At 49.7% G+C, this 13,017-nt stretch carries 7 protein-coding genes; all 7 read left to right on the top strand.

What is annotated here, in order from left to right:
• Positions 1 to 105: 105 nt before the first annotated feature.
• On the top strand, positions 106 to 2,523 hold the full coding sequence (locus QZ323_RS13475; RefSeq protein ID WP_294635224.1) for a beta-galactosidase: 2,418 nt from the start codon (positions 106 to 108) through the stop codon (positions 2,521 to 2,523).
• 632 nt (positions 2,524 to 3,155) lie between these two features.
• Positions 3,156 to 3,770, top strand: a complete 615-nt coding sequence (locus QZ323_RS13480) for a DUF3575 domain-containing protein (protein ID WP_294635225.1) — start codon at positions 3,156 to 3,158, stop codon at positions 3,768 to 3,770.
• Between the two features lie 108 nt (positions 3,771 to 3,878).
• A complete protein-coding gene (locus QZ323_RS13485) occupies positions 3,879 to 5,231 on the top strand; it encodes a hypothetical protein (RefSeq protein ID WP_294635226.1) in 1,353 nt (450 codons plus the stop codon).
• Positions 5,232 to 5,459: 228 nt separating this feature from the next.
• A complete protein-coding gene (locus QZ323_RS13490; RefSeq protein WP_294635227.1) occupies positions 5,460 to 7,322 on the top strand; it encodes a hypothetical protein in 1,863 nt (620 codons plus the stop codon).
• A 158-nt stretch (positions 7,323 to 7,480) separates the two neighbouring features.
• On the top strand, positions 7,481 to 8,569 hold the full coding sequence (locus tag QZ323_RS13495) for a hypothetical protein (protein ID WP_294635228.1): 1,089 nt from the start codon (positions 7,481 to 7,483) through the stop codon (positions 8,567 to 8,569).
• A 3-nt stretch (positions 8,570 to 8,572) separates the two neighbouring features.
• On the top strand, positions 8,573 to 9,718 hold the full coding sequence (locus QZ323_RS13500; RefSeq protein ID WP_294635229.1) for a hypothetical protein: 1,146 nt from the start codon (positions 8,573 to 8,575) through the stop codon (positions 9,716 to 9,718).
• Between the two features lie 146 nt (positions 9,719 to 9,864).
• Entirely contained in the window at positions 9,865 to 12,987 is a 3,123-nt protein-coding gene (locus QZ323_RS13505; RefSeq protein WP_294635230.1) for a hypothetical protein, read from the top strand.
• Positions 12,988 to 13,017 lie beyond the last annotated feature (30 nt).

Here is a 13,017-nt window from a genome sequence, read left to right on the forward strand (position 1 = left end):
ACATTCTTTCCCCGTTTCGCGCTCACTTTCGTTTCTTTGTTGTATCTTTGTAACAGATTTACAACAGAGTCCATCTCAAGAAGAACTATAAAAGACATAGAAACCATGAGAAACTTTTTTTTAAGTACAGTATTGACAATTGCCTGCCTGTTGGGCACCGCCGCACAAGCACAAAAACCGGTAACGACCGGAGATGCCATCGCAACGGACGAAGTGCGGAATTCCGATAAAAGCAATCCCGTCGGCACGTTTGAAGCCGGCAAGGGCACGTTCCTGCTGAACGGCAAACCGTTTGTAGTGAAAGCTGCCGAACTGCATTATCCCCGCATCCCAAAACCCTATTGGGACCAGCGCATCAAGCTCTGCAAGGCACTGGGCATGAATACGATCTGCCTCTACGTATTCTGGAATTCGCACGAACCGCAACCCGGTGTCTACAACTTCAGCGAACAGAATGATTTGGCTGCGTTTTGCCGCCTCTGCCAGCAGAATGGTATGTACGTCATCCTTCGTCCCGGGCCGTACGTATGTGCCGAGTGGGAAATGGGCGGACTGCCCTGGTGGCTGCTTAAGAAGAAAGACATCCGCCTGCGCGAACCGGATCCCTACTTCATCGAACGCGTCGCCCTCTTCGAAGCGGAAGTGGCCAAGCAAGTGAAAAGCCTGACCATCGCCAACGGCGGTCCCATCATCATGGTGCAAGTGGAGAATGAATACGGCTCTTACGGCGCCAACAAAGGGTATGTATCTCAAATCCGCGACATCGTGCGCACGCACTTCGGCGACGACATCACCCTCTTCCAGTGCGACTGGTCTTCCAACTTCACCCTGAACGGGCTGGACGACCTGATCTGGACCATGAACTTCGGTACGGGAGCCAACATCGACCAGCAATTCGCCAAGCTGAAAGAGCTTCGTCCCGACAGTCCGCTGATGTGTTCAGAGTTCTGGAGCGGCTGGTTCGATAAGTGGGGAGCCAACCACGAAACCCGCCCTGCCGACGACATGATAAAAGGTATCGACGACATGCTGTCGAGAGGCATTTCCTTCAGCCTCTACATGACTCACGGTGGAACAAACTGGGGGCACTGGGCTGGTGCCAACTCTCCGGGCTTCGCCCCCGACGTGACCTCTTACGACTATGACGCCCCCATCAGCGAGTCCGGTCAGACCACTCCCAAGTATTGGAAACTGAGAGAGACCCTCTCCCGATACATGGACGGAGAGAAGCAAGCCAAAGTGCCCGCTTTAATCAAACCCATCAGCATCCCTGCATTCCGGTTCACAGAGATGGCACCGCTGTTCGACAACTTGCCTGCCGCCCGGAAGGATGAAAACATCCGCACAATGGAGGAGTATGACCAAGGCTTCGGAAGTATCTTATACCGCACCTCCCTGCCTGAGTTGAAGAATGGCGCCACACTCACCGTGAACGATGCGCATGACTTTGCACAGGTATTCATCGACGGACGATACATCGGCAAGCTCGACCGTAGGAACGGGGAAAAACAACTGGCATTGCCCGCCTGCCCTAAAGGTGCACGGATGGACATCCTTGTAGAAGCCATGGGACGCATCAACTTCGGACGTGCCATAAAGGACTTCAAAGGTATCACGCGCAATGTGGAAATATCGGTAGACATCGACGGTTATCCTTTCACCTGCGACCTAAAGAATTGGGAGGTCTACAACCTCGAAGATACCTACGAGTTCTACCAAAACATGAAGTTCCGCCCTATACAGTCGCTGACCGACCGGTTCGGGCAACGTATTCCGGGTGCCTACCGGACAAAGTTCCAGGTAAAGAAACCCAGCGACACCTTCCTGAACTTCGAGAGTTGGGGCAAAGGGCTGGTCTACGTGAACGGTTACGCCATAGGGCGCATCTGGGAAATCGGTCCTCAGCAGACGCTCTACGTACCGGGGTGCTGGCTAAAGAAGGGTGAGAACGAAATCGTGGTCTTCGACATCGTAGGTCCCAAGGAAGCCCGGTCGGAAGGACTGCGTGAACCTCTTCTTGACCAACTTCAGGTACAAAAACCTTTGACTCATCGCCGAGAAGGCGAACGTTTGGAGCTCTCCTCCGAACGCCCTGCCTTCAGTGGAAGTTTCAAACCAGGCAACGGTTGGCAGGAAGTCAGATTCGACAAGCCCGCTACCGGACGTTACGTATGCATAGAAGCGTTAAACTCACAAGACGGAAAACCCCTTGCTTGTATTGCCGAAATGTATATCTTGGACAAGAACGGCGACCGTCTGTCGCGCGAGCCTTGGACCGTGAGCTATGCCGACAGCGAAGACGTGTCGCACGTGAACCGCTCTGCCGACAAGACATTCGACCTGCAGGAGTCCACCTATTGGAGTACTGTAGAGGGAAGTTCTTATCCGCACGCTATCGTCATCGACTTGGGAGCCATCCATACATTGACCGGCTTCCAGTGCTTGCCGCGGATGGAAAGCGAAGTGCCGGGCAGCATCAAAGACTTCAGGATATACGTGAAGACACAACAGTTCAACTTCTGACCTTGGAAGTCCGAACCACTTTCATGTTGCCGGACTTCTACACAGACAGAACTGCATAAGACAAAAAAGGAGGGTGTATGCAAATTCCGCTACACCCTCTTATCTATTATACCTACTGAAAAGTACTTCATTGCCGATCACTATTATCCTTATGCAAACAGCAATTTCGTACATTACATAACCTACATTGTAAATGTACGATAAAAAAATAGATCCCAAGTGCCACATTTGTTTCATAAAAGGCAATAATTTGTTCAAAATACAGAGTAAATGTAGTTTTTCAAATCAATTTCACCTATTAATAGCCGCAATAAAGGTATTCAAAAAAGTATCTTTAGATACTTGGGGATTTATCTTTAGATACTTGAACGTTTATCTTTAGATACTTGAACGTTTATCTTTAGATACCCGAACGTTCATCTTTAGATATGCTTTTCCTGATTTCATAATTTTCATATTATGCCATGTATCAGCTCCCGCTCCTAAAAGGTCAAAGTAGTAAAGTAAACCCGTTCGGATTCAATTAATGTATTATTACTTTAAATATCATTAAATAATTCCTAAAAAACAGGCATTCTTCTTGGCGTATCTCATAAATATTATAAATTTGTTTTCTAAAAAACAAAAAAACAATGTTTAAAGTCTATAAAGTCTGCAACAGCAGAGTTCATAGACTGCTATTATTCCGTACTATCGCTGTTCTGTTATTAGCCGTCTATGCACCTGACTTGTCCGCCCAGCACGTCGCGCTCAAGACTAATGTGCTTTATTGGGCTACCTCTACACCGAATATCGGAGTGGAAACACGGATCTCTCCACGATGGACGTTGGGGTTCAACGCCGGGTATAATCCTTTCACCTTCTCGGACAACAGCAAATTGCGCCACCTGCTGGTACAACCAGAGGCACGCTACTGGTTATGCTCAACCTTTGCTGGGCATTTCGTTGGAGCAAATATGTTCTATTCACATTATAATGCCGGAAACATCGACCTGCCCTTCGGAATGCTACCCGAGCTCTCCGACCATCGCTTCCAAGGCGATCTGGCAGGTGCGGGACTGTTCTATGGCTATAGTTGGATGTTGGGCAAACGATGGAGCATAGAGGCGGCACTCGGACTGGGAGCTGCTTTCACCTCCTATCGGAAGTACCTCTGCGAGAAATGCGGCACGCAGGTAGGCAAGGACAAACGATGGTACCTCGCACCTACCAAGCTTGCCGTATCGGTGGTCTATTACATCGAATAGCATATACCTCGAATAGCATAAAGAACCGAAATGAAAAACAATAAAGAAAAACACTCATCAATACCTGTAAGAAGGACGATGAAATCCATATAAAAAAACGGAATGCTTATGATGACAAAGACCTATATTATCCCCCTCATAGCCCTGCTGACATGGATGTGCCTGCCCGCTGCCGCCGACAACGTCCGGACGGAGTGGATAGACAGCACACAGGTAAAGATAGCCTACAGCCTGACCGGCAACGCGGAACGCAACTACGCCATCTGCGCTACACCGGTGCTGACCGACGGCCAAGGACACTCGCTCTCCCTGCCTGGTGCCGTATTCCGCAGCAAGGCAAACCGACGTTACGTGGAGCGCGGAAGGCTCTACGGCACCGAACAACCCGCCGTCACCCGCGAACCCGCTTCAGGCGATACGCTCCACTGCGAACAGCTCATCAGCCGTACCGACGTTCCTTGGCTTTGGCAGGGTCCTGTCCGCCTCGACGTACAGCGCGAGCGCGAAGGTTGCTGCCAGGTGGAGGAGATGCCATCTCTGTCGTTGGGCAGTTTCTGCTATGTGCCGCCTTTCGTGCCGCGCATGGCTGACGTGGCAGAAGATACTGGCAAAGCGGGCGAACTAAAGACGGACAATCCCGTCCTGCACCACATCTCGGAATACCGCCCTTACGACAAAACACGCATCCTGCGTAAGGAAGAAGGGACGCTCTACGTCCACTTCCCGCTTGACCGTTCCTTGCTTGACCACAGTTTCCGTAACAACGCTTCCACGCTGGACCGCATCGTGGAGTTGACACGTGCCGTGATGGAAGATTCCACTTCGTCGGTGAAAATCATACAGATTGTGGGACTTGCCTCCGTAGAAGGTCCTCAGCGGCGCAACAACCGCCTCTCTACAGAGCGTGCCGAAGCATTGAAGAGTTACATACAGCAACGTGTACCGACGCCCGACTCTCTCTACGAGTGCGCCTATGGCGGTGAGGCATGGGCTGAACTGCGCGACCAGATAGCAGACAGCGACTTTGAGGGACGCGACAAGTTGTTACACATCATCGACACCGAAAGCGAGCCCGATCGGCGCGAGGCTCTTATCAAGAGGCTCGACAACGGACGACCATACAGTTACCTGAAAGAGAACGTACTCAGCGACCAGCGTAACTCCGGTTATTTGCGTATCTATTACGACTACGTGCCCGACACTGCCGCAGGCATCATCAACGAAGCTTCGGCATTGCTTCGCGAAGGGCGCGACGAAGAGGCATTACGGAAGTTACTCACCGTGAAGGAAGACCGCCGTGCGCAAAATGCTTTAGGCGTGGCCTACTACCGTACAGGACAGGCACAGTTGGCAGAAGAATGTTTCCGCAAGGCGGCAGCCGATGGCAATCCGCAGGCGGCAGACAATCTCCGGCAGATAGAGGCGATACGGGAAGCTACGGATAGAGAGATACAAAGATGATAAGGTAGCTCAAGTTTCGCAAGTTCTTGAACTTGCTTTCAGGGAACAAGGGGACAATTTTATCTTATTTGCCTGCTTTGTGAATAAGATGAAAGTAGAAATCCGAATCGCTTCCCCTCGTAGCCTTGTTAACCTGTTTATTGACAGCATATCAGAGATATGCGAAACTTAAACTAAATAATATGTGTGTACTATTAACAGAATAATAACTTTCAAAACAAAACTTTTATGAAGAAATTAAACCAGTATGCACTGTTGAGTGCGATGATGCTCACCGGTGCCGTTGGATTTACGGCATGTTCATCCGATAATGATCCTGCTGGCGATGTGAACATCGGCAATGGAGAGGTCGTAAAGACCCAGTTTGCTATTAATATTCCTTATGCGGGCAAGGGAAATACTCGTATGAGTGATGATATTGTGCAAGGACAAGATTTTGTTGTATTCCGCGGAATGCAGAATATTCGTTTGATGCCTTTTAACGTGGGCGGTACAGATGTCATAGGTGTACCCGAAAGCAATAATGAGAATCGTTTAGTTAATGGAAGAACAATTATCTTGGCCAATATAGAAACAGGTGAACTTCAATCTGATGCAAACTACAAAGTATATAGTGACGTAGGTATACCTTTGGGCACAGATGCGTTCTTGTTCTATGGTGAAGCGTTGCCCACAATTCCTGTAACTCCTGTTGTAAACGGTCAACTGAACACTACCCCGAATTTCAGTGATAAGATAGAAGAGAATTTGAAGTTAAATGCGATTGAGTTCAGTTTACAACCGATTGTTGAAGATGGCAATAATAGTGAAATTGATAATGCGCAAAAAGCACTTGCAGGGATGTTGACTGCAATTGCTAATGTTTCTACCGAAGAAGAGACGACTAAAATAAAATGGGAGGATGCAGAAAATGGTAATTTGAAGAATCTGTATATTCGATTTACAGCTTTGAAGGCCGGTTCTGCCAATAGTATTCGGTTGACTGTACAGGATTTGTACAATCAAGTGAATGAGCTTACTTTTGAGGATAGTAGCAATGATGGAAAAATCAAATCAGCTCTTATAAAAAAGATTAAAGAATACTTTAAGCCAAGCAGTGAAACGGATTCTCCTGTTACTTTAACCTATAATGAAGACAATTCTTCTGTTATTACTTATAAGGAATATCCTACAGACAAAGGACTACCTTGCGGCTCTGTTCGAGTTCAGTGGGGGGCCAAAAGCGACAATGATTACGAATTTAGCTACGCAAGTACTGTAGCTGATCAAGCTGAGGATAACGATAATTCTCTTAACGTAGCTGGTCTGAATGCTTATACTTATCCGTCTTCCCTTTTCTATATGGCCAATACTTCTATTAAAACATCTAATACAACGCTGGCCGGACAATATCCTAGTAAAAACTGGGGTACTGTAAATGATAATACTGAAAGTAATACTATTCTTGGGCTATATGCTAATGGCAACAAAATAACAAACACCACACAATCTGTCGCATTAGTAAATCCAATCAACTATGCAGTCGGCCGCTTTGATGTAAAAGCTAAGTTTGCAAGTGCAACGGTGAAGGATGCACAGAATGATAATATAACTATTGGTGACGGTTTCCCATTTACAGGTGTACTGATTGGTGGACAAAAAAATGTTGATTGGAACTTCTCACCTAAAAAAGGTAGTGACGAATTTACCATCTTTGATAAGGCTATTGCAGAAAGCACAAAGATTGGAACTGCCGACAATAATACAATACTAAATAAAACTCTTGTGTTGGCATCTGGTAATGAAGTGGTATATTTTGCTCTTGAATTAACGAACAATAGCGATAAGCAATTTGAAGGTGTAGATGGTATTGTTCATGCAGGTGCCACATTCTATTTGATAGGCAAGTTGGAGCCTGACACGGAAGTTGGAGAAAACAAGCATACTTCTGTCTTCGAGAAAGACCACTTCACTACTGCTACTGTAACCATCAGCAGTTTGAAGAACGCTTACAACTGCGTCCCCGACCTTCGTACTCCGAAGCTCGAATTAGGTCTGAGTGTTGATCTTGAATGGCAAGAAGGTCTAAGTCAAGATGTGACCATCGACTAATCGAAGAGCATTCTTCTACGATGGCAGTGCATCAGAATAGAATTTCACCAAAGATTACTCAGATTAACCCGTGGTGAACACACCGTCATCAGTAACCACACATAGGGCGGTAGCCTTTGATCGGGCTACCGTTCACACAAGAAATTTAAAGTATCTACATGAAGAGAACATATCGAACGATACAAACTGCATTGCGGACAGCATACCGAATGATACCGCTGCTTGCCGCCGCCCTGATGACCTCGTGCATCGACGAAGACCTGTCGGGATGCGGAGCGGATCATGGCATCAACTATACCCTGCGCCTACAAGCCAGCCTGCACACCAGTATCACTACCGAGCTAAACCTTGCTCATGAGCAGGACGTAGCCCGACGGTTGGAAGAGGCATTGAGCAACATCTTCACCGACCGTGCCGCCGATATCAACCTCTCGTTCTACGCTGAACAGCAGTTGGCTCACCAAGAAGCACACTTCCCAAACGCCTCCGAATCTTCCTTCACCATCTACCTGCCCGTGGCCAACTACCGCCATCTCGCTGTAGCCAACACCACCTTTGAGCCGTTAGTCAGCATGGAAGGACGCGACAATGAGGCTACGCTTAAGTTAATGCAGCAAGCTGCCGACACCATCGACAGCCACAACATCGGCATCTTCACCGCACGCAAACGGATAAAGATGGAAGACCGCAGCCAGACATTCGACGTCACCCTCTACATGCAGAACTGTTCCGCCGCGCTCGTCCTCGACCACAACGGACATGCTCCCGAAGAACTCTTTGCTTACGTCAAAGGCCTCGCCTGCGAATTCAACATCAACGACAGCACCTATAACCACCAACGCAGCTGCGTAACACGTACCCGCCGCTTCGACGAAGGCAATTATACAACATGTTATACCACCGGATTCCCAAGCGTGTCCTCATTAACGAGGTTCCTCGTTAATGAGGAAGGGGAAAATGGAAAGGGGAAAATGGAAAATGAAGAACGGAAAGGAGAAAATCTTTTATTGACAAGGGGAGAAGGAGACGAGAAGCCAGGGCTTTGGCAGATGAACGTCTACGTGAAAGAGGACGGCAAGTACACCGAAAGCATCCTGCATGTACACGAACCCCTCAAGGCGGGTACGCTCAAAATTATCAAAGCCCGCATAGGCGACAACGGACAAATCGTGACCGATGCACCGGAAGTAGGTGTAAGCGTAGTGCTCGACTGGAAACCGGGCGGTGATCATAACGTAGAAATATAACCGATGAAAAGAATGACGACCCAGACTATGATGTGGAAAAAGACCTTTTACATACTACTGACGGGAACCCTCTCCCTGCTGGCCACTGCGTGCAACAGCACGCACGAACCGGAACCGATAGAGCCCGAGTATCCCAACACCGTGCAGCTCTACATCGCCGTGCCGCAAGGAAGCGCAGACACACGCATCGGCGATCCCGGTGTCTCCACCGGTGAAGGCATAGACTGGAACTGCATAGCTATCATGTTAGAGTATGTGAATGCAGACGGCACCATAGAAGATGGAAACCAACGCATCGTAAAGACAATTTCCCAAGAAGAATTCGATGCCCTGCCCGATGTGTACCCTACCACCGCAGATGCCACTTCCGTCACAAAGAGATTCAGCATCGGAGCCTATCCCGGCACAGTACATATTTACGGTGTCACCTACCACAGCGATGACCCAAACAATCCCGCCAACGAGATTGAGAAACGTCAGGCAGGAAGTAGCCAAACCACTGAATCATTCAGTACCATTCCTATCTCCAATAACTATGCCGACGAAAGCGGCGGGAAGAACCTTGCCCGCTTCCTGAGCGTAGCGACCGGCTACTATAAAAACACAGATACCGGCAGCCGCATCTTCGAAATCAAGATGCCGGGCGGACTGCAGACCACGATCCCCACCATGCGTCTGACGCGCCTTGCCACCAAGATAGACATTCAGTGGGATGCCGCCGACGCTTATCCTACCTACAAGGATGTGAAAGTGAAAGATTTCACCTTTGTAGGCGACGGCAAAAGTACCACAGATGCAGGTAGCAGTACAGATACAGGCAGCGGACGCCTCTTTCCCGAACTGGCAGCAACGAATGCCCCCACCTTGAACGGCAGCAAGACATTCTTCAACCAGACACCCATCAGCCAACGCAACGGACGGGTTTATCACTACGTCTTCCCCGACGGAGTATCCAAGCCCAAAGTGACGTTCCACCTATCCGGTACGAAGACAGACATCCTCCCCAACGTAGAGATTACTAATAAAGAATACACGTTCAACTTCCAAAATATGCTCCGCCAAGCCACTTGGTATAAAATCAACACCACCATCAAGGGGCTTAACGGAACACAGACAGACATCAACATGTCGTCATTCAACGGAGATTGAACCGAGCCCCCACAGCAATCGAATAATGACAAAGAGATGTTGACCATTTGTCAGACCGATATAGATATAATTGAAGGAATCAATACTTTCAATGTAGACATAGATATAGATAATGTAGACAGAAACATAGATATAGATGTAGATTTATGAGACAGAAATTATATATAGCCTATCTGCTGACCGCTTTCGCCTTGATGCCTCTCGCCAGCTTGGCGCAAAGTAGCAAACGCTACTACGTAACCAATCCCAAAGTAGAGACCGAAAATCTACCTGTTTCCAGTAACGACGGTCTCTCCTGGACCACTCCTATCCCATTGACAGACGCACTCCTGAAAGCCGAAGCAGGCGATGAAATCTGGGTCAAGGGTTACCCCACTCCGGACAGAGAATCTCCCTACGTCACTCCTTCCCAAGCAGGATTCACCCTGAAGTCCGGCGTCAAGCTCTATGGCGGTTTCAAGGGGGACGAGACGGAACTCGACCAACGACAGACGGACGGCAAAGCTTACCGCATGAGCTACCGTACCGTACTCACCGGTGATATCAAACGCAACGACTCTCCCGATGTGCAATACATGATCTTTCCGGGAAACACCAAGCGTGACGACAACGCCATCCACGTATTGACGCTCGATCTTAACCCCGCCCCCAGCAACAACAGCAACTCCCTGCCCACCGTAGTCAACGGCATCACCATCATTCGCGGGCATGCTACCGGCACACTACCGACGGGCACCACCATCTCCGACCCCGACAAAGGAGGCGGCATCTACGTGACGTGCAGCGCCACCCCCTCCATCAGCACCCCTGCCTTCCGCATAGAGCAGTGTTTCTTTATCGGTAACTACGCCACCCAAGGAGGCGGACTCTACGTATCCCCCCATGCCACTCATACGGAGAATATCGTAAACCGCTGCGGATTCTTCAACAATGCCGCAGGCGAACGTGTGGATGTCAATAACCAAGGTGGAGCCATCTGGTTGGCGGGAAAGGGCAAAGTGGTCAACAGCGTCGTGTTCAACAACGAGAACGGAGGCGTATGGCTGGGCGACAATGACAACCAGGTAATCAACACCACCATTACCCGAAACACCGGACCGGCAGTGGACGGTGCGGGCAAGTATGTGTGGAACACCGTAGTATGGGGAAATACCAGCCCCTACAGCACCAACTCGAAACCCGCCTTCCATAGCTCTGCTTTGCAGAACGATGCAGATAATACAAACGGCAATATCAGTCTGGCAGACCGCAACAACGAAGAGGGTGGACCGCACTTCGCCTCCCCCTCATTGAAGATAGGGTTCGACCGCGATTTCGATGTCCTCAACGAGCTTTATCCCGTATGGACATGGGACCCGACAGAAACCACCCGCTTAGTGGACAGCGGTAACGATAATGCCTACAACAACAATGTTTTTGGACTAACAGACCTGAGCGGACACACTCGCAAACAGGGCATCATCGACATCGGAGCCTACGAGTTCCAGCCCATCCTCCCCGAACGTATCCGCTACGTCAAGCCTCAAAGCACGGGCGACGGTTCCGGCACCAGTTGGGACAACGCTTCGGGTGACCTGCAGAAGATGATAGACTACCTGGCAGACAACAACCCGTTGGAGTTGCCGGGTGAAGTATGGGTAGCTACAGGTACCTATATCCCTTATACGGCACTCAGCCCCGATGTACTGACCTCGGTCATGTTCCGCATGCGGGACGGCATCAGTGTGTACGGCGGCTTTGCCGGTACGGAGATTGCCAAGAGCGAAAGAAAGATGCGCGAGGGTGGCAGCGGCATGCTCTGGGACTACGCGAACGTTACCATACTGGAAGCTGCCGACTATAGCGAGGAGAGCCTCAACTATCACCAACATGCATGGACACTTTCCAGCAACTCTGTCCATGTGGTGTGGTTCGCGCCGTGGGGTGACAATGCCCCCGCCTTCATCCATAACACCACACTCGATGGTGTCACCATCCGGGGCGGACATGCCACGGGCGTAGCAGGCACAGCGACCCTCAAAACCGGTTGTGGCGCCGGTGTCTACATGGAGGGAAGCAACACCAACCTCACCCGATGTATCATCACCGAGAACTATGCCACCGCCAACGGAGGAGGACTTTGGTTGAAGAACGGCACAGTAGAAAATTCACTGTTCTACAACAATAACGCCACCGCCAACGGAGGCGCCGTCTATATCGAGAACTACGGACTGGTGCACCGTTGCATGCTTGTCAACAACTCGGCACTCAACGGTGCTGCCGCCTATCTGGACAACACCGACCTGAAGGATCGCGACGGCATCGACCATCCGGAATACCTGATCCTCTCCACCTGCGTCATATCCAACAACACCGGACGTGCCAACGGTGCCGTCTATTGCAACCGGGGCGGTGTCATACTGCAGTCCACCGTAACCAATAACTACTGCCCCATGGCAACTGATGCAGCAGAAAAGAGTGCTTCACAGACTGGAGGACTTTACCTCAACGAATATGGCATGGTTGTGAACTCCGTCATCTGGAACAACCGGATCGGCGCAAACGAATCAACCGCCGTCAACGTCCCCTTCTATGCCCTCAACCCCTCTAATGGCAAGGTAAACTTCTATTATAACGCCATCTCCGGCGACAACAATGCCCTGTGGAACGATATCCTTCAGGTACAGACACTGAAGTTGGTGGACAATAACGCCAGCCAAGGTGACTCCCACTCCAACAGCGTCATGGGACCGCGCTTCAGCACTATCGATGGCAGTGCCATGGACAGCGACGAAAAGCTGGCCAGTACCATCGGTGTACAAGGCACCTGGAAAACAATAAGATACAAAGACAATGCGGGAACAGTTGTAACCGATTGGAACAGAGCAATCGACTACTATTGGCAACCGATCAAAGGTTCTAACCTTTGGGCAAGCGGAATGTCGCTCGCCATGATGCCCGTTGAAGTTGTGCTGGCACCTGAAATCGACTTGGGGGGCGGACTATTCGCACAGAAACCTGCCGTAGGCGCATTCCATGTAGACAAGGCACCTATCGTACCCCAATTAGAGGAAGGCAACACCCTGGCGCTCTACATCAACTTCACCTGCAATAACCCCGACCACGACGGACACTCGTGGGAGACGGCATACCGTTCGCTCAACGATGCCATCCTCTACTTCTCTAATCTTAGCAACAATTCTTCTATAACCGTATATAGAGGTAATGCAACGGAAACGGAATCTTACACAGTAACTAATAACACCAACCTGTTGGTTGAATTAAATTAGTGAATATTTTATCTGTCCAATCGGACGGTG

It is taken from the genome of uncultured Bacteroides sp., from assembly GCF_910585845.1.
In the GTDB taxonomy this organism is placed as follows: domain Bacteria; phylum Bacteroidota; class Bacteroidia; order Bacteroidales; family Bacteroidaceae; genus Bacteroides.

Bases quoted from the DNA above. Each gene is read 5' to 3' on its own strand.
- QZ323_RS13475 (WP_294635224.1), top strand. From the start codon at position 106: ATGAGAAACTTTTTTTTAAGTACAGTATTGACAATTGCCTGCCTGTTG.
- QZ323_RS13480 (WP_294635225.1), top strand. From the start codon at position 3,156: ATGTTTAAAGTCTATAAAGTCTGCAACAGCAGAGTTCATAGACTGCTA.
- QZ323_RS13485 (WP_294635226.1), top strand. From the start codon at position 3,879: ATGATGACAAAGACCTATATTATCCCCCTCATAGCCCTGCTGACATGG.
- QZ323_RS13490 (WP_294635227.1), top strand. From the start codon at position 5,460: ATGAAGAAATTAAACCAGTATGCACTGTTGAGTGCGATGATGCTCACC.
- QZ323_RS13495 (WP_294635228.1), top strand. From the start codon at position 7,481: ATGAAGAGAACATATCGAACGATACAAACTGCATTGCGGACAGCATAC.
- QZ323_RS13500 (WP_294635229.1), top strand. From the start codon at position 8,573: ATGAAAAGAATGACGACCCAGACTATGATGTGGAAAAAGACCTTTTAC.
- QZ323_RS13505 (WP_294635230.1), top strand. From the start codon at position 9,865: ATGAGACAGAAATTATATATAGCCTATCTGCTGACCGCTTTCGCCTTG.